At 52.1% G+C, this 26,029-nt stretch carries 23 protein-coding genes; 8 read left to right on the top strand and 15 right to left on the bottom strand.

The features are described 5' to 3' along the window. Positions 1 to 52 precede the first annotated feature (52 nt). Together rapZ and ELY33_RS05320 are read left to right on the top strand one after the other, a co-directional pair. Positions 53 to 964 (top strand): RNase adapter RapZ, encoded by a 912-nt coding sequence (gene rapZ, locus ELY33_RS05325; RefSeq protein ID WP_126945032.1) that lies wholly within the window; start codon positions 53 to 55, stop codon positions 962 to 964. A gap of 61 nt (positions 965 to 1,025) precedes the next feature. Further along, a complete protein-coding gene (locus ELY33_RS05320) occupies positions 1,026 to 1,295 on the top strand; it encodes an HPr family phosphocarrier protein (RefSeq protein ID WP_126945030.1) in 270 nt (89 codons plus the stop codon). Between the two features lie 46 nt (positions 1,296 to 1,341). Here the strand turns inward: ELY33_RS05320 and pmbA are convergent, their stop codons facing one another. Further along, the gene (gene pmbA, locus ELY33_RS05315) at positions 1,342 to 2,682 is read right to left on the bottom strand and encodes a metalloprotease PmbA (RefSeq protein WP_126945027.1); all 1,341 of its coding nucleotides are present in this window, start codon (positions 2,680 to 2,682) and stop codon (positions 1,342 to 1,344) included. A 97-nt stretch (positions 2,683 to 2,779) separates the two neighbouring features. Here pmbA and yjgA point away from each other — a divergent pair, with 97 nt between their 5' ends. Beyond that, positions 2,780 to 3,301: a ribosome biogenesis factor YjgA gene (gene yjgA, locus ELY33_RS05310; protein ID WP_126945024.1), complete on the top strand. Its 522-nt coding sequence runs from the start codon at positions 2,780 to 2,782 to the stop codon at positions 3,299 to 3,301. A 10-nt stretch (positions 3,302 to 3,311) separates the two neighbouring features. Here yjgA and tldD read toward each other — a convergent pair whose 3' ends face one another. The 7 genes from tldD to ELY33_RS05275 form a co-directional block, all read right to left on the bottom strand. Beyond that, complete coding sequence (gene tldD, locus ELY33_RS05305) at positions 3,312 to 4,766, bottom strand: metalloprotease TldD (RefSeq protein ID WP_126945021.1); 1,455 nt, start codon at positions 4,764 to 4,766, stop codon at positions 3,312 to 3,314. After that, the gene (locus tag ELY33_RS05300; RefSeq protein ID WP_126945018.1) at positions 4,766 to 8,668 is read right to left on the bottom strand and encodes a YhdP family phospholipid transporter; all 3,903 of its coding nucleotides are present in this window, start codon (positions 8,666 to 8,668) and stop codon (positions 4,766 to 4,768) included. Before ELY33_RS05300 ends, tldD begins: the two co-directional genes overlap by 1 nt. Positions 8,669 to 8,706: 38 nt before the next feature. Then, the gene (rng, locus tag ELY33_RS05295) at positions 8,707 to 10,170 is read right to left on the bottom strand and encodes a ribonuclease G (protein WP_126945015.1); all 1,464 of its coding nucleotides are present in this window, start codon (positions 10,168 to 10,170) and stop codon (positions 8,707 to 8,709) included. 59 nt (positions 10,171 to 10,229) lie between these two features. Then, the gene (locus tag ELY33_RS05290) at positions 10,230 to 10,853 is read right to left on the bottom strand and encodes a Maf family protein (RefSeq protein ID WP_126945012.1); all 624 of its coding nucleotides are present in this window, start codon (positions 10,851 to 10,853) and stop codon (positions 10,230 to 10,232) included. A 78-nt stretch (positions 10,854 to 10,931) separates the two neighbouring features. Further along, positions 10,932 to 11,420, bottom strand: a complete 489-nt coding sequence (mreD, locus tag ELY33_RS05285; protein ID WP_126945009.1) for a rod shape-determining protein MreD — start codon at positions 11,418 to 11,420, stop codon at positions 10,932 to 10,934. Continuing rightward, positions 11,420 to 12,358: a rod shape-determining protein MreC gene (mreC, locus tag ELY33_RS05280; protein ID WP_126945006.1), complete on the bottom strand. Its 939-nt coding sequence runs from the start codon at positions 12,356 to 12,358 to the stop codon at positions 11,420 to 11,422. Before mreC ends, mreD begins: the two co-directional genes overlap by 1 nt. A gap of 23 nt (positions 12,359 to 12,381) precedes the next feature. Next, positions 12,382 to 13,419 carry a rod shape-determining protein gene (locus tag ELY33_RS05275; RefSeq protein ID WP_126945003.1) on the bottom strand — a complete coding sequence of 346 codons (1,038 nt, stop codon included), beginning with the start codon at positions 13,417 to 13,419 and terminating at the stop codon, positions 12,382 to 12,384. A 229-nt stretch (positions 13,420 to 13,648) separates the two neighbouring features. On the opposite strand from ELY33_RS05275, the gene gatC reads away from it, so the two are divergent. From gatC to gatB, 3 genes are all read left to right on the top strand, one after another. After that, positions 13,649 to 13,936 (top strand): Asp-tRNA(Asn)/Glu-tRNA(Gln) amidotransferase subunit GatC, encoded by a 288-nt coding sequence (gene gatC, locus ELY33_RS05270; protein ID WP_126945000.1) that lies wholly within the window; start codon positions 13,649 to 13,651, stop codon positions 13,934 to 13,936. Positions 13,937 to 14,004: 68 nt separating this feature from the next. Next, complete coding sequence (gene gatA / locus ELY33_RS05265; RefSeq protein WP_126944997.1) at positions 14,005 to 15,465, top strand: Asp-tRNA(Asn)/Glu-tRNA(Gln) amidotransferase subunit GatA; 1,461 nt, start codon at positions 14,005 to 14,007, stop codon at positions 15,463 to 15,465. Beyond that, positions 15,465 to 16,919, top strand: a complete 1,455-nt coding sequence (gene gatB / locus ELY33_RS05260) for an Asp-tRNA(Asn)/Glu-tRNA(Gln) amidotransferase subunit GatB (RefSeq protein ID WP_126944994.1) — start codon at positions 15,465 to 15,467, stop codon at positions 16,917 to 16,919. Before gatA ends, gatB begins: the two co-directional genes overlap by 1 nt. Before the next feature lie 67 nt (positions 16,920 to 16,986). Here the strand turns inward: gatB and sixA are convergent, their stop codons facing one another. The 4 genes from sixA to ELY33_RS05240 all read right to left on the bottom strand — a co-directional run bounded on the left by sixA (position 16,987) and on the right by ELY33_RS05240 (position 21,048). Further along, entirely contained in the window at positions 16,987 to 17,469 is a 483-nt protein-coding gene (gene sixA / locus ELY33_RS05255; RefSeq protein WP_126944991.1) for a phosphohistidine phosphatase SixA, read from the bottom strand. Continuing rightward, positions 17,462 to 18,547: an NAD(P)H-dependent glycerol-3-phosphate dehydrogenase gene (locus tag ELY33_RS05250; RefSeq protein ID WP_126944988.1), complete on the bottom strand. Its 1,086-nt coding sequence runs from the start codon at positions 18,545 to 18,547 to the stop codon at positions 17,462 to 17,464. The genes sixA and ELY33_RS05250 overlap by 8 nt, the downstream gene beginning before the upstream one ends. 146 nt (positions 18,548 to 18,693) lie before the next feature. Beyond that, positions 18,694 to 20,598, bottom strand: a complete 1,905-nt coding sequence (htpG, locus tag ELY33_RS05245) for a molecular chaperone HtpG (RefSeq protein WP_126944985.1) — start codon at positions 20,596 to 20,598, stop codon at positions 18,694 to 18,696. A gap of 102 nt (positions 20,599 to 20,700) precedes the next feature. After that, the gene (locus tag ELY33_RS05240) at positions 20,701 to 21,048 is read right to left on the bottom strand and encodes a YkvA family protein (RefSeq protein WP_126944982.1); all 348 of its coding nucleotides are present in this window, start codon (positions 21,046 to 21,048) and stop codon (positions 20,701 to 20,703) included. Between the two features lie 110 nt (positions 21,049 to 21,158). Here ELY33_RS05240 and ELY33_RS05235 point away from each other — a divergent pair, with 110 nt between their 5' ends. Beyond that, complete coding sequence (locus ELY33_RS05235; protein ID WP_126944979.1) at positions 21,159 to 23,111, top strand: transglycosylase SLT domain-containing protein; 1,953 nt, start codon at positions 21,159 to 21,161, stop codon at positions 23,109 to 23,111. A gap of 31 nt (positions 23,112 to 23,142) precedes the next feature. Here the strand turns inward: ELY33_RS05235 and ELY33_RS05230 are convergent, their stop codons facing one another. Then, positions 23,143 to 23,799 carry a LysE family translocator gene (locus ELY33_RS05230; RefSeq protein WP_126944976.1) on the bottom strand — a complete coding sequence of 219 codons (657 nt, stop codon included), beginning with the start codon at positions 23,797 to 23,799 and terminating at the stop codon, positions 23,143 to 23,145. A gap of 134 nt (positions 23,800 to 23,933) precedes the next feature. Between ELY33_RS05230 and ELY33_RS05225 the strand changes: the two genes are divergently transcribed. Next, positions 23,934 to 24,137, top strand: a complete 204-nt coding sequence (locus tag ELY33_RS05225; RefSeq protein ID WP_126944973.1) for a cold-shock protein — start codon at positions 23,934 to 23,936, stop codon at positions 24,135 to 24,137. 70 nt (positions 24,138 to 24,207) lie between these two features. On the opposite strand, the gene ELY33_RS05220 is transcribed toward ELY33_RS05225, so the two are convergent. After that, positions 24,208 to 25,014: a hypothetical protein gene (locus tag ELY33_RS05220; protein ID WP_126944970.1), complete on the bottom strand. Its 807-nt coding sequence runs from the start codon at positions 25,012 to 25,014 to the stop codon at positions 24,208 to 24,210. 38 nt (positions 25,015 to 25,052) lie between these two features. Further along, positions 25,053 to 26,012 carry a lipid kinase YegS gene (gene yegS / locus ELY33_RS05215; protein ID WP_126944967.1) on the bottom strand — a complete coding sequence of 320 codons (960 nt, stop codon included), beginning with the start codon at positions 26,010 to 26,012 and terminating at the stop codon, positions 25,053 to 25,055. Between the last annotated feature and the right edge of the window lie 17 nt (positions 26,013 to 26,029).

Below are 26,029 nucleotides of genomic sequence, written 5' to 3'. Positions count from 1 at the left end.
CGCTTGCTCAACGTTTTCCTCCATTTCTTACTAGCATGCCAAGAGAAACTCTATGCAACTGGTGATCATTAGCGGCCGTTCAGGGTCCGGTAAATCTATCGCCTTACAAGCGTTAGAAGATCTTGGCTATTATGCCATCGACAATCTGCCCGCGATGTTACTCGGCTCCCTGGTGGATGAGTTGCGTGAGCAAAGTGAACGCACGCAACTGGCGGTCAGTATTGATGCGCGCAATTTACCGGTAGCGCTTCAGCAACTGCCCGCGATGCTTGAGGCTTTGCGTCAAAAAAGCATTCATTTTCAAGTTATTTATTTAACTACCGATGCCCGAATACTTCTTGAGCGCTACTCAGCGACCCGACGCCGTCATCCACTGACACGTGGTAGCGATATGACGCTTGAGGAAGCGATTAATAAAGAAGAAGAGACACTGCTCGACATCCGCGATCTTGCTGATCTCATAATCGACACATCCCGTCTATCGGTGCACGATCTGCGAGGCCGGATAACTGACCAAGTTGCCCAACAGCGTGAAGATAGATTAACCCTGACGTTCGAATCATTCGGCTATAAACGTGGGGTACCGCTTGACGCTGATTTGGTCTTTGATGTGCGTTGCTTACCAAACCCTTACTGGGATCCAACGCTGCGCCAATACAACGGTCGTGACGCTAATATTATTGCATTTCTGCAGGGCTATCCCGTTGTAGAAGACATGAGCAATGATATCCAGACATGGTTGGAAAAGTGGCTACCTGCCTATCAAAATAGCCAACGCAGCTATATGACCATTGCCATTGGCTGTACCGGTGGACAGCACCGTTCCGTCTATATGGTGGAACAGTTGGCGCAAAAGCTGGTTAAACAAACGGGAGAAGTTCAACTCCGCCATCGTGAGTTAGGACTGCAGTACACCCTAAGTGAACAGCCGCCCTCCAAATCTTCGCCGTCAACGAGTGCGTAATAAGCATAGCGACTAACCACCGCCTACTCTTCACGACCCCACTCGGCAAAAAGGAACCAGAGTGCCAGAAAGAACGTTAACACTCACTAATCAGCGCGGCCTTCACGCACGTGCAGCGACCAAACTCGTCACGTGTAGCCAACAGTTTTCGGCGAGCATTCACGTCTACAAACAACAGCAAATGGCAGATGCGGCCAACATTATGTCGCTATTGATGCTGGCCGCTCCCTGTGGCACTGAACTAAGAGTCCATGCTGAAGGCGACGACGCCGAACAAGCACTAGCGGCTATTGAAGCACTGTTCGACGCACGTTTCGACGAAGATCACTAACCTGGAACGACGATCACTCACGTCAGTAAGCAATTGCCGGACGCTATCAGCTACCAGCGACGGTCATTGCGTCGATTAACCAACTACCCGTGTGAATACTGCCACGGGTATCGATGTCATCACCAACAGCTACCAAGCCTGCAAACATGTTATTCAAATTACTGGCAATGGTGAATTCCTCAATGGGGTGCTGTACTTCGCCATTTTCTACCCAGAAGCCTGCAGCGCCTCGCGAATAGTCGCCCGTCACGCCGTTAACCCCCTGCCCCATCAGCTCAGTCACCCAGATGCCACGCCCCATCTGCTTTAGCAAATCATCTCGAGGCGTTAACGGTGCTAACAAGCGTAAATTGCGTGCGCCACCTGCATTGCCTGTTGACTGCATCCCTAAGCGCCGCGCACTGTAAGCAGACAACATATAGCTAGCCACATTACCCTGCTCGATAAAGCGGTTATTGCGAGTTTGAACGCCCTCCGCATCAAACGGCGAGCTAGCCGTCGCGCCCACTTCCATCGGCCGCTCTTCCAGCCCAAACCAGCTTGGGAATAACGGGCTGCCTAAACGGTCACACAAGAAAGAAGCTTCGCGATAAAGTGCTCCACCTGCTAACGCCCCCATTAAGTGGCCTACCAAGCCGCTTGAGAGCGAAGGATCAAATAGCACAGGAAAGGTGCCTGTTGGCGGCCGTTGAGCACCTAAACGTCGCAGTGTACGTGATGCTGCCTCGCGACCCACTTCTGCAGGGTCGCGAAGCATGGCGGGATTACGGGCCGAGGTATAATCATAATCACGCTGCATGCCCTTCTCATCTTGCGCAATCAGCATGCACGAAAGCGAATGACTGCTGCCCTTCTGGGTACCCAAAAAGCCGTGGCTGTTAGCGTAAACACGCACACCCTCGCCACTGGACAACGAAGCACCTTCCGACTGATGTATCCCCGCTACGTCACGACCGGCTTTTTCACACGCCAACGCCAGATCAATTGCTTCGTCAGTCGTCAGCGCCCATGGATAGTGCACTTTGAGATCAGGGAAATCGGTTGCCATCAGCGCCGCATCTGCTAATCCTGAGGCGGGGTCCTCACCCGTATAGCGGGCAATGGCCAACGCTTTCTCTACGGTCGCTTTAATTGACGCGCTGCTGGCATCGGTAGATGAAGCACTGCCCTTACGCTGACCGACATAAAGCGTAATGGCAATCCCCTGGTCACGTGACAGCTCGACCGTTTCTACTTCCCCAAGCCGTACGCTGACCCCAAGGCCTTGATCCACACTGGCGCCTACTTCCGCAGCATCTGCGCCTAATTTTTTTGCTAGCGCCAGCGCTTCTTCAGCGCGCTGCGTTAACAGCAACTGCTGGGCCGCTGCATCAAATGCTTGTGCCATATTGGCCTCCTTATTCGCCAGAATCGCATTGGCGAATCAATGTTGTGGTCGCAGCCTGATATAATGCTGCAAACGAAACTAATTAGTGAGTTCTAGTATGCCTAAGCAACGCCCCGAGCCCTTCGATATTGATGAACAAGAAGAGCGCCCCAGTAAGTCTCAACTTAAGCGGGAAATGCATGCCCTTCAGGCGCTTGGCGAAACGCTCATCGCTATGAAGCCCGCGGAGCGTGCGAAATTTCCGCTCTCTGATGATATGCTGCGTGCTATAGAAGAGACCTCGCGCATCCGCTCTCATGAAGGCCGACGTCGTCATATGCAATATGTGGGCAAGCTTATCCGCAAAGAAGACCTTACTGCTATAGAGGGTGTTTTCGACGCCATCGAACAAGAAAAAGAGCAGCGCGATCATGCCTTTCACCGCCTAGAAAAATGGCGCGACCGGTTAGTTGAGGAAGGTGACAGCGCTGTTGATTTATTTATGGCGGAATACCCGAACGCGGATCGTCAAGCAATACGTCAACTAGTGCGGAATGCGCGCAAAGAGCGTGAGCAAAGCAAACCGCCGACCAGCTCGCGCAAGTTGTTTAAACACTTACGCGATACACTGGCGCTCTAATCGCTCTCTATCACGAAGACTGGGTACCGCCAACGGTCAGCTCATCCAGCTTAAGGGTGGGCTGACCGACGCCTACTGGCACACCCTGCCCCTCTTTACCGCACACACCAATCCCTGTATCCATTTCCATGTCGTGGCCAATCATTGAAACACGCCCCATGGCTTCAGGGCCGTTGCCAATCAAGGTAGCCCCTTTAACAGGTGCAGTAATTTTACCATCTTCGATGAGATAGGCTTCGCTAGCTGAAAACACGAATTTGCCTGATGTAATATCAACCTGACCACCACCGAAGCTAACCGCGTAAATACCGCGCTTGACGCTTTTAATGATATCGGTAGGTTCATCTTGGCCTGCCAACATAACGGTATTGGTCATGCGCGGCATCGGCAAATGAGCAAAAGATTCCCGCCGGGCATTGCCGGTTGGCGCCATATTCATTAACCGTGCGTTAAGCTTGTCTTGCATGTAGCCGGTTAAAATACCGTCTTCGATCAGCGGTGTGTACTGCCCCGGCGTACCTTCATCGTCCACGCTTAGTGAACCACGGCAATCTGCAACGGTAGCATCATCGACAACCGTTACCCCCTTTGCCGCAACGCGTTTACCCATGCGCCCAGCAAAGGCTGAGCTTCCCTTGCGATTAAAATCACCTTCTAGCCCGTGGCCCACTGCTTCATGAAGCAGAATACCGGGCCAGCCAGCGCCTAGAACGACGGGCATTTGGCCTGCGGGAGCATCCACCGCCTCTAGATTTACCAAGGCTTGACGCACAGCCTCTTTCGCATAACGCGCTGCTACGTTTTCATCTCGCAGTCTGGACATTGAGTAACGGCCGCCACCCCCAGCGCTACCACGCTCGCGACGGCCATTTTTGGCCGCAATGACACTCACGTTGAAACGCACTAATGGGCGGATATCTGCCGCTAACGTGCCATCGCTGGAACGTACTAGCACCACTTCATAAGTGCCTGACAAGGAGGCACTGACTTGGCTAATTGAAGGGTCAGCGGCGCGCGCTATGCGGTCGGCTTCTTTCAACATCGCCACTTTTTCGTCGGCCGTAAGCCCCGCTAATGGGTCAATACCTGCATAACGGCCCGCAGCACTAACAGCCACGATCGGCTGGCCTGGTAGTTGCTTGCCACTTCGCACGATGCCCGACGCCGTGCGGCCAGTATCCATGAGTGCATCTGCAGTAATTTGATTGGAGTAGGCAAACCCTGTTTTCTCACCCGCTAGGGAGCGCACACCAACACCACCATCGATGTTATAGCTAGCTTCTTTTACTTCGCCATCTTCCAGTACCCAGCCCTCTTGCCAGGTACGCTGAAAGTAAAGGTCCGCATAATCAATCCCACCGCCCATGGCATACGAGAGCCCTGTATCAAGGGCATCCAAATCCAGGCCACCCGGTGTCAATAATATGGAAACAGCGGTATCTACATCGCTTTTATGTGCGGTCATCAAGGGCCTTCTAGAGTAATCTGCGGCGACGTCCACGGACCTCGCACGCGATAATGAATAGTTGTCGCTTGATCCAGCGCGTTACCAAAAAGCTGGTCAGCTATAAAAAGAGCGCCACCCACAATGGGAGCTCCTATGGCAATGGCTGCGATAGGCAAGCTTTGGCTAATAGGTAGTGTGACGCCTAGTCGCTGATCAAGTTCACGTTGTATCAAATTAACGCTCCCCGTCAGGGTTAGCGTGGTAGACGGTGCTTCGATGGTCAGTGGTCCGCGCAGCAAGAGTTGACCGGCGGCGACATCTGCCGTGCCATGTACCCGATCAAACGCAGTTCCCTGCCCTGTCACGTCAGAAAAGTCGAAACGCAATCGGCGCAATATATTGTCAAAATTAAGTAGGCCAACTAAGCGAGCCGGGGTAGATTCCAGCGTAACAAAGCGGCCGTCACGCACGTCGGTTCGAATATTGCCTTCAGCCCGACTTAATTCAAACTGCCAGGGAGCACCTGGCCAGGTCAGCGCGGTGCTGACATCGGTGGTTCGACTTCGCATAGCGACTGGTTGACCTAGGCGCTCTAACGCAGTGCCCACATCACCGCCTTGTATCGAGACATCAGCACGCGTATGGCTATTGATGGCATTACCTTCCCATACCAATTCTCCGCGGGCAGAAAGCTGCCCTAGCGTCAATCCGACGGGGGAAAGGGTAAAGCGTTGATCCTGGGTTTGCCAATAAGCCGTTAACGGTCCAAAACGCCCTTCGCCAATGCTAATATCTGCTAGTCGGAGTCTGCCATCGGGCAGCTGGTTAAGCCATTCAGGTATCGCACTCGTTGTAGCGTGCTGGGTTTCAACAGCATCCATCCAGGAATTAGGCGTTGGCGCACTACTATCATGTGCTGCGGCAGGCATATCGAATAATCGATCGACTTCCAGCGACGAGATGGCAATATCAAGCGGCAACGCGCTATCTGGCTGATAATCCACTCGACCTGAAACAAGATCACCGCTTAACTGCATGGCCACACGCTTTCCTTCAACGCTGCCTGTCGCTTCTAACTGACCAAAACACGCATCACGGAAATGTACACAAGGTGTACTAAGCATCACTGATATCGGCGTACTTCCTTTGTCACTGCTCGCTGGGGCCGATGCTTGCATCAAAGGAAACAACGCCGCTTGCCAGTCGTCGAGAGGCAATTCATCAACCTGCGCGACCACTCGCCAGCCTGGTTGCGTTGGCCAGTTACTGGGTGCGGCAGCACTGCCTAGAGAAACCACACCCGTTATTTCATCATTACCCAGTTGTACACGGGCATTAATGATATTGGCTAACTGCGTTACCAAACGACCACTGTCAAGATCAGCGTGTAACCGCCACGGCCATGACTGTTCAGCGGCTTTACTAAACGGCGCTGGTAATCTACTTATAACTCCAAGCAAACGGCTTTCAAGGACTATCGACGGTGATGGCTGTAAGTTAATCTGCCCACGCCACTGAGTACGCCCCTCAAACAGCTGGCGAGCCTGTTCAGCGGGAATGTTAGCCAATTGAAATAAGTCGGCGATTTCACTATTACCGCGCAGGGCAATACCGCCATCTGGAACATTGATATCCGCTTCGATAGAACTGCCTGACACTTGCCCCGTGATAAGACCAAGTAAGGCGTTTTTTTCACCGTGCTGCTGCCACGTCACCTCTCCCTGAAGATTTTCTAGCGGGATATCCACGGGCTGAAAAGCCAGCGTTTTGAAATTTGGACGCGCATTAATTTCTAGCTGTAATGTCTCTGGCGCGCTCAGGGGCAACGATAAGGCGATATCACCTTCAACGCGGCCTTCTGCATGAATACCATTAAACAGGGCTGTATCCATCTCTGGTATTGCTTGAAGAAACGCTAATAGCGAATCGCTATCACTGCTGAGACTGCTCGACAGATTAAGCGTCTCATCGGCCATTGTTAGCACCCCATCAGAAACATCGATACCCTGACTTACAGCACGCTGAATATTCGCCTCTAAAACCTGATCTTTCCAAATTAGTCTGCCCTCAATCTCTTCAATCAGCGGCCATTCGGGTGCAATAGGGAGTCTGCCTTGAGTGACAGAAAGTGCTAGCGTGGAGGAAATCTGATCTGCAGGCTGATTAACTACTCCCGTCTCTTTGCCCGTAAAGGGAACGCTAAGTTTGAGCGAGCCCTGGGGAACATTACCGCCTATGTCGGTGAGCAACCACTCACGAAGTTTAGGCTCAAGTGCTTTAATGGGCAGCCACTGAGAGAGTGGCTTGTTAACCGCATCGACATTTGCAAAGGCAATATCAAGCCCGAACTGGCCACCTTGTTCACTCGCAATGAGGCCAAACCCCCCGCTCACTTGGGCACCATCCCAATCTAAGTGCAGATCTCTTCCGCTAATCATAGTGCTTGGGCCGTCATACACCCACTCTACAACGCCCTCTGCGTGGCTTAACTGCATAGGTGATTCAAACAGTTCAGGAAAATTAAGCGAGCTACTTCCAGCACTGTTAAACGTTACCCTGCCGCGGAAATCCCTTGCCTGTACCCAAGCATCTAACGGCCCACCTCCAGGCGCTTGCTTCCAAGGCATCACCTCTACGTTGGTTAACGCCGCATCAACGCCCCAGCGCCCTTCATGCTGACCTAAACGCAAACCTTGGACCTGACCACGAGGTGATAGCGTTTGTAACACTCGGGTAAGCGACTCAGGCAGTAAAATATAGTCGCGCCAAGCAGCCAAGGAGGCTAACTCAAAAGCGCTGGTGCGCACCTCCCAGAAATCAGGCTGGTGGGACAAGTACCAATGCCGTGGCAAGGCTGGGCCACCCCTTCCACCTTCAGGGCGCGCCCACTCAACGTTTTCAGCATTGCCACTAAGCCATGCTTCACCGCCTTCACCGTTTCGTTGCCAAAGGCCATTAGCCTGAATATTTTGAAGGATGGCGTATTGAATCTCATGGCGCAGGGTCAACTGTGGAATATTGACATCTAGGCGTGCCTCATCTAAGCGTCCAGCATGCCAGCGTCCCCACAACGTCACTTCACCGCCTGCTTGCTCTAGGGAAGGCATACTATCGGAGCGTAAAACAGCGGCTAATGCCACTAAATGATCCAACTGCATATCCAATTGAAGTGCCGCTGAAAAATCACGGAACCCCTGTTTTCCCGGCTGCATCTCAACGTTCATCGCAATCGCTGGCAGTGCTTCTGGAGCCTGATTTTCTTGAGCCACATTGTGACGAGATTCTACCCGTTTAGATTCAGACCTTTGAGATTCAGACCTTTGAGAATCCTCGTCCTGTGACGCTAAGATCATGACGGCACCTTCTAGGCGCGTGCGCCGTTCATCGCCATTGAGCAGTAAGGTAGGCGCGTGCAAAGTGACGGATTGCTGACTTCCATGCAGCACCAGCTGAGTGTTATCCACCCACAAACGCTGACGAAGAATAAGACCGGCCCAAGCGTCCAGCGCCTCTAAATCAACGGTTGGCTCCTCGGACATAACAATGGGTAGCTCTGCCGGTGCTGGCCAGCCCCAGGCAGCATCGCCCTGCTGATATAAATGAAATTCGAGGCCAGTAATGCGCGCATCATTAAACACAGGAGCAACGCTTTTTAATGTCGCCCAACCATCAAGCCGTAAATGTGCGCTTTCAAGAGATACCAATGACTGCCCGCCAGGCGCTGCAGAATTCACACCTTCCAGTCGCAAAACAAGGTCGTTACGAGCCAACGACAGCGATAAGTGCTCTATGCTAACGGGCACCCCTATTCGAGCTTCGAGCAACGCTTCTATTTTCGGTGTTAACAGGCTGGATTGGCTAATTAGTAAACGTGCCAACAGCAGAAAAACAGCAAGGCTTCCTAGTAGCGATGCAATCACTACTAGGCACCATCGCGATAATGACCGTAGCGCTTTCATTACATTAGTACGATGTCGTACTGTTCTTGAGAGTAGTGTTGCTCTACCTGAAAACGAATGGTTTTATTAATAAACGTTTCCAGATCAGCAACCGCAGCAGACTCTTCGTCCAAGAGCCTGTCAACCACCGGCTGAGAAGCAAGCACCATGTAGGTTTCAGCACTGTAGGCACGCTCTTCTCGCAATATCTCGCGAAAGATCTCGTAGCAAACAGTTTCAGGGGTTTTCAACGTACCGCGACCACTGCATGTTGAGCATGCCTCGCACAGGGTTTGTTCCAGGCTTTCCCGCGTGCGCTTACGGGTCAACTGCACTAAGCCGAGCTCGGTTACCCCAGTACACTTCGTCTTAGCATGATCACGCTCTAATGCTTTCTCAAGCACGCGTAACACTTGACGTTGATGCTCCACATCTATCATATCGATAAAGTCGATAATGATGATGCCGCCAAGGTTGCGCAGCCTAAGCTGACGAGCAATCGCGGTCGCCGCTTCCAGGTTCGTTTTAAAAATTGTCTCTTCAAGATTACGATGGCCAACATAACCACCGGTATTAACATCAATCGTGGTCATTGCTTCTGTCGGATCGATGACCAGATAGCCACCGGATTTCAACTGGACTTTACGAGCCAATGCTTTTTGAATTTCGTCTTCAACGCTGTATAAGTCAAAGATAGGTCGTTCGCCTGGATAATACTCGATACGGTCTACCGCATCGGGCATAAACTCTTCAGCAAATTCGACCAGTTTGACAAAGTTCTCACGGGAATCGATGCGAACTTTTTCAATATCATCACGCATCACATCACGCAATGTACGCATAAACAAAGGCAGGTCATCGTAAATCACACTCGGCGATGCAGCCGTTATTTTACGCTCACTTACCTTGCGCCAGATCCGCAGCAAAAAGTACATATCGCTAGCCAGCTCTTCATCACCGACGCCCTCTGCAGCTGTGCGCACGATAAAACCACCGGTCACCTCAATGGTCTGCTCATCGATTCCCTTATCCAGCAGCGCTTTCAATCGCTCCCGCTCTCGCTCATCTTCAATGCGCTGGGATACACCATGATGGGGAGAATCAGGCATATAGACAAGATAACGAGAAGGTATCGAAAGATGGGTAGTGAGCCTGGCACCCTTGCTGCCGATAGGGTCTTTGGTCACCTGAACGACAAGCGCCTGGCCTTCATGCAGTAACTGACCAATGGTCTGTTGCTCATCGTGAGGCGTACCCGGCGGCATGACTTCATGGGCATGAATAAACGCTGCGCGCTCAAGGCCAATATCAACAAAAGCAGCCTGCATACCAGGCAGCACGCGCACTATTTTGCCTTTGTAGATATTGCCTACAATTCCACGCCTACGTGAGCGTTCAATGAGTGCCTCCTGTAAGACACCATTTTCCACCAGCGCAACGCGGGTCTCCATTGGCGTTAAATTAATGAGGACTTCACCGCTCATGCAAAATTCCTTATTGAGTCACAATATCCTTGTCAGCACAGCATGCGGTGAAATGGCGGTTATCTATGCTGATAGCAGCCCGACCAAATTGGCACCCCTTGCTGGCACAACAAGCGTGTTGTTTCATACAGTGGCAACCCCACGACGGCTGAGTGACTGCCTTTAATTTCTTCAACAAACACGGCGGCTAAACCTTGAATGGCATATCCTCCAGCTTTGTCGACTGGCTCACCGGTTTGCCAATAATCAGCTATTTCTTGATGACTTATTTCGCGCATCTTAACGACCGTTGTTACACAACAAGAGAGTACACCCTTGGGGCCAGTGACAGCGACCGCAGTTAATACATTATGACAACGCCCCGACAATTTCCTAAGCATAATGGCCGCATCATACTCATCAATGGGCTTGCCCAGTATTTGATTATCAACGACGACCGCCGTGTCTGAACCCAGTACAGGAAGCATTGTTTTTGGAACAGCCGCTTGCGCTTTAGCAATAGCCAAACGCTTCACATAAGCTTGTGCGGATTCCCCCTCTAGCGGTGTTTCATCTACATCACTCGGCATTACCTTCACTTTCACACCGATCGATGCTAACAACGCCTTGCGTCTGGGCGATGCCGAGGCGAGGCATAATGAAGGCGGCGACTTAGCGGCGACAGCAGAAAGTGAAACATCCATAACAGCAGCTCCGGCAGCTTGTTAATTCCTCAACGGCTTGTTGACTCTCTGAGCCTTTGCGGACTAAAAAATAGTCCATCACACCCTGGCTAAACGCTGCTCGAGTGCTTTGAGCATGGTAGACCACCAAGGCCACAAAACAGCGCTGATCAGTGATGGAATTAAAAAGGACAAGTGAATCGAAAAATCACCTGTCAGTGTGCGTAACCACTGCTCAATCAACTGCACCAAACCTAGTAAGACCAACACCAGAACAGATTGCTGTACAAGAGAATAGGCGCGAAAGCGGGGATAAACCAAGGCACACAAAAAAGCCAACAGCGATAATATTAGAGCATGCTGCCCTAGCGCGGTTCCTTCAATCAAATCCATCAAAATACCAATAACAAATCCATGGAAAACACCAACTCTGTCCGGCGTTCGCATGCACCAGTAAATCAGCATTAGCCCTATCCACTCAGGACGATATACCTGCCACCCCTCTGCTAAAGGCATGACTTGTAAACACAACGCAAGTACAAGCGTAAACCATACGAAGATAAGCGAGACTGCAGGCGTTTTGGCCATTACTGCACCTCTTGTGCAGCATCTTGCTGCAAACCAATACGCTGGGCAGCGTGCAATGCAGCGGCTGAAATATCCATATCCTCCCGCCAAATGGTATCTTCTAATTCCTCACGGGGCGGCGGGAACAGCAATAGAAAGTGTCGTGAACGCTGTAGCTGCGCAGAAGGCTCTGCGGTCACTTGTGCAAAAGGCTGGCCTGGGTCGTGGTAAACATTAGTAACCCTAGCAACAGGGTGGCCTGGTGGGAAGCGCCCTGCCAGCCCGGACGTCGTTAACAGATCACCTTCACGTATATCTGCGGTATCTGGCACATGTAAAACATTCACGCTCCCGTATCGACCTGCCCCCTGAACAATAAACCGCAGGCCATTGCGGTTTACCTGAACAGGCAATGCGTGACTAGCATCAGCCAACAAAAGAACGCGGCTCGAATACGCAGACACAGCAGTCACTTGCCCCACTAAGCCATAAGCATCAATGACCGGCTGACCGACATAGGCACCATTTCGATGCCCCCGATCAACCACCATCTGATGACTAAAAGGATCATTATCAAGTGACAATAGCTCAGCGGTTATATAAGGAATATCTCTGCGTTGAGCCGCTTTCAGAAGATTGCGTAATTCTGCGTTCTCTGCCGTCAGGTTTGCCAACCGTTGACCCCGATGCGAAAGCGTTAAAATTTGCTCACGCAGGCGTCGGTTTTCATCGACAAGCGCCTGTTGATCGGAAAGCGCAAGAGCCCCCCAGTTAAGCAAGTCGCTAGGCAAACTGACGACCCACTGAATGGGGGCAACAATCATCGTCATTTGGGCGCGCACAGCTTCCATGCGGGTGAAGCGCTGATCAGCAAACATTAAAATGCCAGCCAACAGCACACAGAAGAACAGCCGATATCCTGGCAATGAGGCGTGCGAAAATAGCGGTTTAATAGGCAATCCCCCGCAATAAACCGCTACGATCAGTCGCTCGACAGCAACTCGAAAGTATGCTGATCAATCATTTCCAGCGCTTTGCCGCCACCGCGAGCCACACAGGTGAGCGGATCTTCGGCCACAATCACCGGCAAGCCTGTCTCTTCAGCGATCAGTTTATCGAGATCACGCAACAGCGCCCCACCACCGGTAAGCACCAAGCCGCGTTCGGCGATATCGGAAGCAAGTTCCGGTGGTGATTGCTCAAGAGCACTTTTAACCGCTGCCACAATGGAGCCCAAGGTTTCTTGAAGTGCTTCAAGAATCTCATGTGAGTTCAACGTGAAGCTACGCGGTATGCCTTCTGCCAAGTTACGACCACGCACATCAATTTCGCGCAGCTCGCCGCCCGGATAAGCGCAACCAATTTCTTCTTTGATTCGCTCGGCGGTGGCTTCACCAATCAGGCTGCCGTAGTGACGGCGCACATACGCGGTGATGGCCTCATCAAAACGATCACCACCAACACGAATAGATTCTGAATAAACCACACCGTTAAGCGAAATAATGGCAATTTCGGTAGTACCACCACCGATATCAACCACCATTGAGCCCTGCGCCTCATCAACCGGAAGACCTGCACCAATGGCGGCGGCCATTGGCTCTTCGATCAAAAAAACTTCGCGGGCGCCAGCACCTTCCGCCGACTCGCGAATCGCGCGCCGTTCAACCTGCGTTGACATGCAGGGAACACACACCAAAACACGTGGGCTGGGCGTTAAGAAGGTGCTTTGATGCACTTTACGAATAAAGTGTTGAAGCATCTGCTCAGTCACGGTGAAATCGGCAATAACACCATCTTTCATCGGGCGGATGGCGGTAATATTGCCTGGCGTGCGACCGAGCATGCGTTTGGCATCGGTGCCAACCGATGCCACGCTGCGCATGTTGCCAGACTGGCGGATAGCGACTACGGACGGTTCATCGAGTACGATGCCACGACCGCGTACATAAATCAGTGTGTTGGCCGTACCCAAGTCGATCGATAGATCGCTGGAAAACAGCCCCCTCAAACGTTTGAACATGGATGTTGTTACCTAGTGCAGACCGGGAACCCTGTGCGGATGCAAACGGTATCACTGCAACCCCTTGGCAGCAAGCACGAGTCGTGCCTAATGCTGCCCGTTAGGGCCAATATGTGGTACATTTTGCGGCTATTTTCTACGTCTGTTACACAAGACGAATTTAAGATGACCGTATGTATACCGCTGAATACGGAATATGTTCCATCACGTTTGCGAGGAAAATTCGATCATGGCGCTTGAAGAATCTCATGTGCGCCGGGCCGCACACTTGGCCCGACTCGCCGTTAGCGATGACCAAGCCAGTGGCTTTGTCGACGATCTAAGCCGCATCCTGGACATGGTCGACCAGCTACAAAGCTTGGACACCGAAGGTGTTGCGCCGCTTGCGCACCCGCTTGATGCCACGCAACGCCTACGAGCCGATGAAGTCACGGAAATCAACCAGCGCGACGCTTTCCAGCGCTGTGCTCCGGCAGTAGAAAACGGCCTATATCTCGTCCCCCGCGTGGTGGAGTAGCTAGATTACCACGCACAGGCCACTATTTTCTGCTCTTTCTATTCGCCCCCGAACGGAGCTTCCGGGTCATGCATGATAAAACCGTAACGCAGCTTGCCGCCGCCCTGAAAAGCGGTGAACTTTCCAGCCGAGAGCTGACTTCACACTTTTTACAGCGTATTGAGAAAGCTGACGGCACGCTCAATAGCTTTATTACTGTCACCGCCGAGCAAGCACTTAATCAGGCAGAGGCTGCCGACAATGCTCGTGCAGCAGGCAAGGCTGGCAAGCTAACAGGCATTCCATTCGCACTGAAAGATATCTTTTGTACTCAAGGGATTAAGACCAGTTGCGGCTCGAAAATGCTTGATAATTTTATCGCGCCCTACAGCGCCACCGTGGTAGAAAAACTCAACGCGGCAGGCACCATTAGCTTGGGCAAAACTAACATGGATGAGTTCGCGATGGGCTCTTCCAATGAAAGTAGCTATTTTGGTGCGGTAAAAAATCCCTGGGACCTTACTGCGGTTCCCGGCGGCAGTTCAGGTGGCAGCGCCGCAGCCGTTGCAGCGGGCCTTGTACCTGCAGCAATGGGCACGGATACCGGCGGCTCTATTCGCCAGCCAGCGGCTTTTTGTGGCATCACCGGCTTGAAGCCTACGTATGGCCGCGTTTCTCGCTATGGCATTATTGCCTATGCGTCTAGCCTCGATCAGGCTGGCCCAATGGCGAAAAGCGCTGAGGACTGCGCGCATTTACTTAATGTGATTGCTGGGCATGACGTCCGCGATTCCACTAGCGTGTCCCGCGGCGTTCCCGACTACACCGAAACGCTCAACGCACCTCTTTCCGGGCTAAAAATCGGCCTACCAAAAGAGTACTTTGGCGATGGCTTAGATGCTGACGTCGAAAAAGCTGTTCTTGAGGCGGTAAAAGTTTATGAATCACTTGGGGCGACCGTACGCGAAGTAAGCCTGCCGCATACCCACTATGCGATACCCGCTTATTACGTTATCGCCCCCGCCGAGGCATCCTCAAACCTCTCCCGCTATGATGGCGTACGTTTTGGGCACCGCTGCGATGCACCGGCTGACCTTATTGATCTCTATACCCGGTCTCGTGCGGAAGGCTTCGGGGATGAGGTGAAACGGCGCATTTTAATTGGCACGCACACCCTTTCTGAAGGCTTCTTTGACGCCTACTACACCAAGGCACAAAAAGTCCGTCGGTTAATTCGACAGGACTTTCTGGACGCCTTTGAAGATGTAGACGTACTGATGGGGCCAGCATCGCCAACGCCCGCGTTCGATCTTGGTGCTAAGAAAGATCCGGTGTCTATGTATCTTCAAGATATTTACACCATTGCTGTCAACTTAGCCGGCATTCCTGGCATTAGTGTCCCTGCAGGCTTTTCCAATGGTCGCCCAGTCGGCCTGCAAATTCTGGGCACCCACTTTGCAGAAGCGCAACTGCTAAACGTGGCACACCAGTTCCAGCAAGCCACTGATTGGCACCTACAACGCCCTGCTTTTGCCGAGGAGATTGCCTAATGCAATGGGAAACCGTGATTGGGCTGGAAGTTCACGTTCAGCTCGCGACTCGTTCAAAAATTTTCTCCGGCGCCTCCACCGCCTTTGGCGCTGAACCCAACACCCAAGCCTGTGCTGTTGACCTTGGCTTACCCGGCGTTCTACCTGTGCTGAATGAGCAAGCCGTCGCCATGGCTGTTCAGTTTGGGCTTGCGGTTCATGCGGATATTCCTGAAGTATCGGTGTTCGACCGAAAAAACTACTTCTATCCGGATTTGCCCAAGGGCTACCAAACCAGCCAGATGTATCATCCGATCGTAGGCGCGGGAGATGTCGAAATCACGTTGGATGACGAATCGACCAAGCGTATTCGTATTCATCATGCCCATCTTGAGGAAGATGCAGGCAAGTCTCTACACGAAGACTTCCACGGCATGACAGGCATCGACCTTAACCGGGCCGGCACACCGCTGCTGGAAATCGTCTCCGAGCCGGATATGCGCAGCGCAAAAGAGGCCGCTGCGTACCTCAAAGCGATTCACTCTATTGTGACGTATTTAGGCATTTCCGACGGCAACATGGCGGAAGGCTCAATGCGCTGTGATGTTAACGTTTCAGTGCGTCCCAAGGGCCAAGAAGCTTTCGGTACGCGAGCGGAAATTAAGAACGTTAACTCATTCCGCTTTGTTGAGCGCGCCATTGCCTTTGAAGTTGAGCGCCAGATTGAGCTAATTGAAGACGGTGGCAAGGTCGTGCAGGAAACCCGCCTGTTTGATCCAGAACGCGATGAAACGCGGAGTATGCGTACCAAGGAAGAAGCCAACGACTATCGCTACTTCCCCTGCCCAGATCTATTACCTGTGGTACTGGATCAAGCCTATCTTGATCACCTTCGCAGCCAGCTGCCAGAGCTTCCCGCCGACAAGCGTGCGCGTTTCCAGGCTGAACTGGGCCTGTCAGCCTATGATGCTCATGTGCTGTCTGCCAGCCGAGAAATGGCTGAGTTTTTCGAAGAAGTACAGCAGGTGTGCGGTGATGCTAAACAAGCTGCCAACTGGGTACAAGGTGAGCTTTCAGGTGCGCTGAATCGTGAAAATCTGAGCATTCAGAACAGCCCTGTTTCCGCGCGCCAGCTCGGCGAACTGATTAATCGCGTGCTGGATGACACCATTAACGGCAAGGCCGCTAAGCAAGTCTTCCAAGCGCTATGGAATGGCCAAGGCGATAGCGCCGATGCCGTCATCGATGCGAAAGGTCTGAAGCAGGTAACCGATACCGGTGCAATCGAAGTGATGATTGATCAGGTAATCGCAGAAAGCCCTGCTCAAGTTGCTCAGTATCGCGACTCCGAGCCAGATAAGCGCGGCAAAATGATTGGCTACTTCGTTGGCCAAGTCATGAAGGCGTCTCGTGGTACGGCAAATCCGCAGCAGGTAAATGGCTTGCTTAAAGAGAAGCTGGACGCTCTGCTGTAACGTCGACTAACTAACATCAACGTCAAAGCGGCTGCCAAGGCAGCCGCTTTTTTTGCCCTTCAAAACGCTAAAACAGCTGACTTGGTTGAGTAAAGCGTTTTAGCTGAGCACAACCAGAGGCCCACACGTCAGCCTCCAACTCTGCAATAGCCGCGGTAGGAAAACCAATCCCCTGGCTCGGAGCGCCCTCTACTAACAACCCCGCCAGCTCACCCACTAGTGGCATATGGCTGACCAACATAATCGGGGTAACTTCCGAACGATTTAGCAACCACTCACTGACTTCAACAGGCGGATCTTCCGGTGTTATAAACGACAGGGTGTTTAGCGACACGCCTAAGGCATCGCAGATCCGCTGGGCGGTTTGCTGGGCACGTACATAAGGGCTTGCATACAGTGCTGGCAACGCTAGCTCGCCTCGCTCAACACGCTGCGCCAGCCAACGCGCCATTTTCTCAGTTTCCAGCTCACCGCGAGGAGTTAATCGGCGCGCCTGATCAGGAAAGCCCGACGCGGCCTCGCCGTGCCGCATGATCAGCACATCAGGCATGCTTGCCTCCCCTGTTGTGAGGAGCTTGGTCACGATGGGCCTGCTGAACGGCTTCGCGAGGTAAAATAAACTCCACATCACTGCTTTGCTCACCCATCATCAGGGTACGCGCCATCTCCTGAGCTGGAACTCCTTCAAATAGCACGCGATCTAAGCCCTCAGCCAGCGGCATATAAACGCCCATTTCACGCGCTTTAGCGCAAACAAGCTTGACCGTATTTACCCCTTCCGCCACTTGGCCGAGTGCCGACACCGCCTCATCAAGGCCTCGCCCTTCCCCCATGGCGAAGCCAACCCGATAGTTGCGGGATAGGTTCGAGGAGCAGGTAACGATTAAATCACCGACGCCAGCTAAGCCCAAAAACGTCATCGGGTTAGCGCCCTGCGCGACGGCAAAACGGCTCATTTCAGCAAGTGCCCGCGTCATCAGCATGCTTCGCGTGTTTTCCCCCATTCCCAGCGCTGCTGCCATGCCTGCCGCTATCGCGTAGATGTTCTTAAGTGCCCCACCCAACTCGACGCCATGACGATCATTGCTGGCATAAACGCGAAAATAGCGACAGCCTAACGCTTGCTGTACCCGCGTTCTGGTAAGCGCATCGGCGCTAGCAATAACGGTAGCAGTCAGCTGTTTATCGGCGATTTCGGACGCTAAGTTAGGCCCCGCTATCACGCCAATATGGGGAAACCCTGTTTCCTGCTCAAGCACCTGACTCATCAGCAGAAAGCTATCCTGCTCGATACCTTTAGTGGTGCTGACCAGAATTTGCTCTGGGGTTAACCAGGGTTTGGCAGCCTGGACAACGCTGCGAAATGCCTTGGAAGGAATGGCAATCAATACTAACTCAGCGCCTTCAAGTACTGTTTGAAAATCTGTGGATGCAACAACAGCGGAATTAATCACGTAATGTGGCAGGTAGCGCCCATTACGATGCTCTTGGTTTATTTGCGTCACCAACGCTTCATCGCGCATCCATTGGCGCACCTTTGCGCCATTATCTGCGGCAATACTCGCCAGAGCGGTACCAAAACTTCCGCCCCCCAGCACCGCAACATTCATCTGCTGTTCATCAGCCATGACGATATCCTGATCATTGGTCTCGTGCGTTTAATACTTACACTTTACCATCATCTCTATTAAAACAAGCGGCCCGCTTGGATATCCAAGCGGGCCGCATCATCCAACGACTGGATCATTACGCCGTTAATATAGTCGTTAAGACACTATGCCGTTAAGACACTATTAAGCCGCTTAACATAGGCAGCGGGGTCGTCAAGATGCCCCCCTTCAGCGATGATCGCTTGATCCAGTAAAATGTGAGCTAACTGGCCAAATAGATCGCCTTCAGCATTTTCCAAACGCGCCACCAGGGCATGATCGGGATTCAGTTCCAGAATTGGCTTCACCTCAGGCATTGGTTGGCCTGCAGCTTCCATAATCCGACGCATCTGATAGCCCATTTCATGCTCAGGAAGCACCACACAGGCAGGTGAATCGGTTAGGCGGTGGGTAATTTTCACTTCCTGTACACCATCGCTCAACGCTTCCTTCACGCGCTTAACTAGGTCTTCTTTGGCTTTAGCCGTTTCTGCCTGGGCTTTCTTCTCTTCCTCATCTTCCACATCGCCAAGATCTAATTCACCTTTGGCCACATCGGCAAAGGATTTACCTTCAAACTCAGTAAGATGGCTCATTAGCCACTCATCAACACGGTCTGATAACAACAGTACCTCAATACCTTTCTTACGGAAGATCTCTAGGTGCGGGCTATTTTTTGCCGCATTAAAGCTGTCGGCTACCACGTAGTAAATTTTCTTCTGGCCTTCCTTCATGCGCTCAACGTAGCCGGCCAGAGAACTCTCCTGGGCGGCAGTATCGGTATGCGTTGAAGCAAAACGCAGCAGGCCAGCAATCTTTTCGCGATTGGCGGCATCTTCACCAGGCCCCTCTTTTAGCACGCTGCCGAACGTGTTCCAGAAGGTTTGGTACTGCTCATTGTCTTTAGCCAGCTTCTTGAGCATATCCAGTGCGCGCTTAGTCAACGCACCTTTGATCTTATCAACTTTAGGGTCTTGCTGAAGCAATTCACGAGAGACGTTCAGAGAGAGATCACGGGTGTCTAATACGCCCTTGATAAAACGCAGGTACAGGGGCAGGAACTGTTCCGCGTCGTCCATAATGAACACACGCTGAACATAGAGCTTAATGCCCCTTGCGCCATCACGGTCAAACATGTCGAACGGTGCACGGCCCGGTACGTAAAGCAGGCTGGTATATTCCAGCTTGCCTTCGACCTTATTGTGGCTCCAGGTCAGCGGGTCACTAAAATCGTGAGCAACGTGCTTATAAAATGCTTTGTACTCGTCCTCAGAAACATCACTTTTCGGACGCGCCCATAACGCGGTCGCTTCGTTGACCGTTTCCCACGTGGTAATTTCACTGCCTTCAATATCGTTGCCTTCGTCGTCCTTCGCCGTTTCAACTTTCGGCATACGCACCGGCACTTCAATATGGTCGGAGTATTTGCGTACTAGGCTTTGCAGGCGGTAGTCGTCAGCGAACTCTTTGGCATCGTCTTTAAGATGCAGCGTGATTTCAGTGCCGTGAGTATCACGTTCAATATCAGCAACGGTGAATTCACCCTCACCTTTCGAGCGCCACTCGACCCCTTCGGAGGCGTCAGTGCCGGCCTTGCGGGTACGCACAGCCACTTCATCAGCAACGATAAATCCAGAGTAAAAACCTACCCCGAACTGACCAATCAGCTTGGCGTCTTTTTGTTGCTCGCCGGAGAGTTGCTTAAGAAACTCTGCGGTGCCTGAACGCGCGATAGTGCCCAGGTTCGCGATAACATCCTCACGATTCATGCCAATTCCATTATCGCGTAGCGTAATGGTGTTAGCCTCACGATCGTGCTCAATTTCGATACGCAGCTCGCTGTCACCCTCATAAAGCGCATCGTTATCAAGCGCGGCATAACGCAGCTTGTCACAGGCATCAGCTGAGTTAGAAATCAGCTCGCGTAAGAAAATCTCCCGATTGGAATACAGGGAGTTAATCATTAAGTTCAAGAGTTGCTTAACTTCCGTTTGAAAGCCAAGGGTTTCTTCGTGGGTCGCCGTTGTCATGCGCTTAGCCCTCATTAATCACGTTTTGCTTGGCACTCCTGCCCACTGGCGGGCAAGAGCGAAAAAGGTTGTGATCTCAATATGGGGATAAGCGGTGGGATTTCAAGAAGGTGAGTGAGAAGAAGCTGCTGGCGTTTTCTCTGGATATTTCCAATGGCGATATTCTGACAGCTGATCATCGACGCGATTGAGCAGCCAACCCACAATCAAAACATCATCAACTATGCCAATCATTACCAGAAAATCGGGAATAAAATCAAAAGGCATGACAAGATAAGCAAGCGCTAGTGCCATCAGACCAAATGCCGACCAAGGAATAGGGCGAAAATTACCCTTCAGCACGTCACGCGTCATAGGCAAAAAAAGTTTTAGCGCACGACCAATGCGTTTCACAGCCCATACACGGGTTTTGAGTCGGCGAAACAGCCACCACGTAGACATTCGTGCCATGTTTATTGAATCCTCCTGGTATCAACATGGTCAGAACTTTGTCGCCACATTTAGTTCATTATCTTAGCAAGATACTGGCTAGAAACTATTCGCAAGCAAGAGGGAGTGCCATGCAAGCTTCGCCATTTCGTTTAACGTTTCGCAGCCTATGTGCGGCGGTATTCATCAGTATACCAACAGCCTCCTGGGCAACCTCTGACGCAGCGATGCGCGAAGCACTTGAAGCTGCACGCCAACAGCAGTGGCATCAGATCAATGACCGTTCAATTGAAGGACATATCCTCAGCGGCTACGTTGACTACCATCGTCTACGTAGCCAACTGCCTAATGCAGCACCCAGTCAAGTGCTGCAGTTTATCGAACGCCATGCGGATTCACCGCTATCAGAATGGATGCGTGGTCAAGCGATAGAAAAGTATGGCTACGCGGGACGGTTTGGCAACCTACTCGCCGTTGCTGATGGCGCGCCAGCGGGTACTGCTCGTCAGTGTTACTACTACACCGCTCTCTTGGATAGGGCACCTAATGAAGCGCGTGGAGCGGGGCTTGAGCTATGGCGCGTGGGTAGCTCTCAGCCTGATGCCTGCGATTCCCTGTTTAATCGCCTTCGCGCGGATGGCACCATCGATGCCACGGCAATTTGGGAGCGTAAAATGCTCGCTTGGCAAGCGGGTGAAGAGCGCTTAAGCAGCTATCTGAGCGGGTTGCTGAATAGTCAGTGGCAAACAGCAGTGAATACAGCCGACACTGTCAATAACTCATCAAGCGCACTTGCCTCAGCGCCTACCTGTCTTGGCCCCCAGTGTGCTGCCACAGCGGCGTTTTACAAAGCTGCAATGCAACGCTACACGCGAGAAAACACACCTGCTGCTTTCTCCACTTGGCAAACCATTGGGCCACGCCTCAACTTGGCCAATACTGACCGCCAAGCAATTGAAGAAGAACTCGCGTTTTATGCGCTTGTGCGCAACGTTCCAGGCACTCTGAACTGGGTCGACAGCGTGCTGCCCTCGCTGAATAGCGAGCGCGTTTTAGAGCTGCGCGTTCGCGATGCACTGGCTAAAAGACAGTGGACCGATGTCGTGCACTGGATCGCCGAAATGCCTAGCAGCCAGCAGGAAAATAGCCGCTGGCAGTACTGGCTAGCAAGAGCAAATGAACAACTGGGCAATCGCGAAACAGCGATAGCGCGTTACCAGCAAGCGGCCACCGACCGTAGTTTTTATGGCTTTGCTGCTGCAGAAAAACTCAACCAACCCTACCAGCTAAACTTAGAGCGCAACCATTTCGACGAAGCTACCAGAGCACAAACAGCACGCCTGCCGGTTGTTCAGCGCGCTGAAGCCCTCTTGCGTATCGGAGAAGATGGATTAGCCAACAGCGAGTGGCTACATGCAGTACAGAATGGCACGCCTTACCAGGCACGAGCGCTCGCCGATTACGCCGCTCACCAGCAATGGCATGCGCGTTTGGTACAAACCACGATTGCGGCTGAAATGTGGGACGCGCTGGACTGGCGTTTTCCTGCAGCTTATCGGGACAGTTTTTTACATTGGGGCCGCGTAACCGGGGTCGATCCTTATTTACTAATGGCCATCACCCGTCGTGAAAGCGCTTATAACCCAGTCGCCCTTTCGCCTGCCGGTGCCCGTGGATTAATGCAGTTAATGCCAGGGACTGCCAGCCAGGTTAGCCGTCAACTCGGGATAAATGACCCAGGGCCCTACGGCGTTTTGGAGCCTGAACTTAATATTCGGTTGGGCAGCACTTACTTGCGTGACAAGCTAGAACGCTATCAAGGCAATCGGTTGGCCGCCACTGCCGCTTATAACGCAGGACCAGGCCGGGTGGATCAATGGCTTGGCAGCAACAGCATGGAAGCATTTGATCTTTTTGTAGAAAGCATTCCTTTCCGAGAGACTCGAGATTATGTACAAGCCGTGTTGAGTTATCGGGTTATTTTTGAAAGCCTAGCGAACGGCGGCAATAGTGAAGGCGTCTCGCTTCTTAGTGAGCGCGAGCAGGCCGTTCGCTACGATCGGGCGCTGCTTGTAAATCGATAAATTCGATAATCCCCAGTGACTTAGCGCCCGGTTAAACCGGGCGTTGTTCTAACGCCAAACGAACGCCAAACATCACCAGCACTACGCCGGTAGCGGCATTTAACGTTTGTGCAAAACGAGCACTGGCTAGCCATTTGCTTGCCCCACCCACCATTAATACCACGCCTATTTGCCAGATATTGGCAATCAAAAAATGAACCCCTGCAAGCCATAGCGATTTCAGCAGCGCTGGGTCAGCAGGCGAAATAAATTGGGGTAAAAATGCCATGTAGAACACCACGGTTTTTGGGTTCAACACATTGGAAAGCAACCCCTCTTTGATAGGTTGCCAAAACGGCACGGGCGACCCACTTTGCATAACGCCTCGTACAGGCAAGGGAGTGCCACGACGCGCCGCCAGCAGGCTGGAAATACCTAGCCAAATCAAATAAGCCGCCCCCACCAACTTGAGCATATGAAATGCCCAAGCTGACTGCAGCAATATGAGCGAAATACCCAAGGCGGAGATCGTTGCGTGGACAAACAGTCCGCAGCAAATAGCAATACTTGTGGCAATACCATCTCTAACGCCACCGCGGGCGGTATTGCGGATAACTAACAGCGTATCAACTCCTGGGCTTATTGATAGCAGCGTTATCGCCACTAGAAACGAGACAAACTGTGCATCGACAAAGCTGATTTGCATCATAAGAACAAGCCCACAAAAAGTTAAAAAATCTTAACACCGCAACTGGACGTCTGAATTATTTGCTTCTACATTGGTTTTGTAGGTATTCATAGTGGATGCTTGCTCAATCATTAAGCATGTTAAGGATATGGACGATGGCGACTGGCACTGTCAAGTGGTTCAACGAAACCAAAGGTTACGGCTTCATCTCTCCTGATGATGGCGGTGACGATCTGTTTGCCCACTTCTCCGAAATTCAAGCTGAAGGCTTTAAGACCTTGCAAGACGGTCAAAAAGTCAGCTTTGAGGTAACGCAGGGTAAAAAAGGCCTTCAGGCTTCTAGTATTCGTCCGGTCTAACGTCGGAGGAATGAAACAAGGCCCGTTCAAGCAGCGGGCCTTATTTGTATCTACTGATAATGCAAGCCCATTACTCCTGAGCACGCTCAGCTTCCTGCTCTGCACTAACACTATCCACGCTTTCATTACCGTCCACGCTTTCATTACCGTTCACGCTTTCATTACTGTTCAAACTTTCATTGCTGTTGATACTTTCACTGATCGGCTGTTCACGCTCGATAGCCTCAAACTGCTCTTCCAGGCGTTTTTGCGCTTCTTCAAAACGACGCTCAGTGTCTTCGATGAGCGCATCCACATCGGTAGCTTCTAAATTTTCATCCAAGTCAGACGTGCCGGGCAAGCTGGACTCCGTTTCCCAACTCGGCGTTAGTGCGTCGCCCTCCATCGGCTCCAAAGTTGGTACCTGCTGCTCTATTTCTTGAAATTGTTCATCTAAGCGACGCTGGGCTTCTTCAAAGCGGCGCTCGGTTTCAGCAATAACGTCGTCTACATCTGAACGGGTAGTTTCACCAGGCATGGCACTCGCTTCATCGAGCGCATCTTCTGGGTCCGCTGCAAGAGTGTCTTCACCTGCCTGCACGTCTTCGTTATTGAACGGCACTGCCGGTTCGTCAGCACCGTCCTCTCTCAACGCTTCTGCTTCTTCAAGCTCTTCTGCCGCTTGACGCGACTCAATATCATCGTCGATATCATCATTACTCGCCGCTCTATCCGTCGCTTCGCTGTCGTCTGCAGCTGAAGGCACCTGCTGGGCGTCAGCGTCACTGCTAGAAGTGCTCTCCTCACTTGCAGTCGTAGTATCTTCCTGAGCATCGCCACAAGCGCTTAGCAGGAGCGCGAGGCTGGCCAGTAGCGGCATCCAAAAGCGATTTACCATTGGATTTTCTCCTTAACAGTGATTCAAAGTAAAAACGATTACTGGCGATCATTGGCCGTCAGCAGTGAACATCCTTTCGGTAGCAGCACTTTCAAGGCAAGCGGCACTACTTCGACGCAAAACCGCTCATAGCGACGCGCCTCTCCGTCTAAGGTTAATGGCCAAGGCTCATCATCTGGCTGAGTCGTCACCGACAGCTGGGTGGAAGTAAAATAGCGCACATAGCGCCCTTCTGCTGGAAACTGCTGTAGTTCATTCAGTAACGTCGGCAACTCTGCTGCTGATGAAAAATCCTTGACCAACAACACATCCAAACGACCATCGTCGAGCTTTGCTTTTGGCGCTAACACTTGCCCCCCACCGGATTGGCGACCATTGCCCAACGCAAGAAGTAAAAGCGACGCTTCTTGCTCCTGGTCTCCCCAGTGCAACGTGCCGCGATAGCTACGGTGCCGCCATGCTTTTAAAGCCCCCATCAGGGAATACGCGCCGCCGCCTAACATGCGTTTCAGTGTTTTGGGTGTTGATGAGGTAATTTCAGCGCCAAAACCGCAGGTTGTCATGTTGACGTAATAGCTAACCACTTCTTCCGAGCCTAACAGAGCGGTCATTCTGATCACATCAATCGGTGAGGGAGATAAACGCCCTGCGGCCTCGAGTGCAGGCCCTGGTTCTAGCGGTAAGCCAAGGGAGGTAGCAAAATCATTGGCACTGCCCAACGGCACAATGCCTAATGCAGGGCGCTGGTCATGAGCAATCCGCATAAGCCCGTTAACCACCTCATTAACAGTGCCATCACCACCACAGGCAATGACCCGCGTAGCACCCAGCTCGACTGCCTGGGCAGCAAACTCAACGGCATCGCCCCCTTCCCAGGTCGAACGGACGGTTATCGACATCCCTGTCTTACGCTGCTCTTCAACCGCGTCGCGTAGCGCCGGATTACCGGCAGACTTACCATTAATAACCAGTAAATAGTGCTGCTGTGTGTCTGTCACCGGCGCATTCCCTATCC

The sequence above is a fragment of the Vreelandella andesensis genome (assembly GCF_003989795.1).
In the GTDB taxonomy this organism is placed as follows: Bacteria; Pseudomonadota; Gammaproteobacteria; order Pseudomonadales; family Halomonadaceae; genus Vreelandella; species Vreelandella andesensis.
Note: the sequence above shows the minus strand (reverse complement) of the source record. Positions and strands in the feature narration are given on the sequence as shown.

Coding starts and splice junctions, on each gene's coding strand:
- rapZ (WP_126945032.1), top strand. CDS start 53: ATGCAACTGGTGATCATTAGCGGCCGTTCAGGGTCCGGTAAATCTATC.
- pmbA (WP_126945027.1), bottom strand. CDS start 2,682: ATGGCACAAGCATTTGATGCAGCGGCCCAGCAGTTGCTGTTAACGCAG.
- yjgA (WP_126945024.1), top strand. CDS start 2,780: ATGCCTAAGCAACGCCCCGAGCCCTTCGATATTGATGAACAAGAAGAG.
- tldD (WP_126945021.1), bottom strand. CDS start 4,766: ATGACCGCACATAAAAGCGATGTAGATACCGCTGTTTCCATATTATTG.
- rng (WP_126945015.1), bottom strand. CDS start 10,170: ATGAGCGGTGAAGTCCTCATTAATTTAACGCCAATGGAGACCCGCGTT.
- ELY33_RS05290 (WP_126945012.1), bottom strand. CDS start 10,853: ATGGATGTTTCACTTTCTGCTGTCGCCGCTAAGTCGCCGCCTTCATTA.
- mreD (WP_126945009.1), bottom strand. CDS start 11,420: ATGGCCAAAACGCCTGCAGTCTCGCTTATCTTCGTATGGTTTACGCTT.
- ELY33_RS05275 (WP_126945003.1), bottom strand. CDS start 13,419: ATGTTCAAACGTTTGAGGGGGCTGTTTTCCAGCGATCTATCGATCGAC.
- gatC (WP_126945000.1), top strand. CDS start 13,649: ATGGCGCTTGAAGAATCTCATGTGCGCCGGGCCGCACACTTGGCCCGA.
- gatA (WP_126944997.1), top strand. CDS start 14,005: ATGCATGATAAAACCGTAACGCAGCTTGCCGCCGCCCTGAAAAGCGGT.
- gatB (WP_126944994.1), top strand. CDS start 15,465: ATGCAATGGGAAACCGTGATTGGGCTGGAAGTTCACGTTCAGCTCGCG.
- sixA (WP_126944991.1), bottom strand. CDS start 17,469: ATGCCTGATGTGCTGATCATGCGGCACGGCGAGGCCGCGTCGGGCTTT.
- ELY33_RS05250 (WP_126944988.1), bottom strand. CDS start 18,547: ATGGCTGATGAACAGCAGATGAATGTTGCGGTGCTGGGGGGCGGAAGT.
- htpG (WP_126944985.1), bottom strand. CDS start 20,598: ATGACAACGGCGACCCACGAAGAAACCCTTGGCTTTCAAACGGAAGTT.
- ELY33_RS05240 (WP_126944982.1), bottom strand. CDS start 21,048: ATGGCACGAATGTCTACGTGGTGGCTGTTTCGCCGACTCAAAACCCGT.
- ELY33_RS05235 (WP_126944979.1), top strand. CDS start 21,159: ATGCAAGCTTCGCCATTTCGTTTAACGTTTCGCAGCCTATGTGCGGCG.
- ELY33_RS05230 (WP_126944976.1), bottom strand. CDS start 23,799: ATGATGCAAATCAGCTTTGTCGATGCACAGTTTGTCTCGTTTCTAGTG.
- ELY33_RS05225 (WP_126944973.1), top strand. CDS start 23,934: ATGGCGACTGGCACTGTCAAGTGGTTCAACGAAACCAAAGGTTACGGC.
- ELY33_RS05220 (WP_126944970.1), bottom strand. CDS start 25,014: ATGGTAAATCGCTTTTGGATGCCGCTACTGGCCAGCCTCGCGCTCCTG.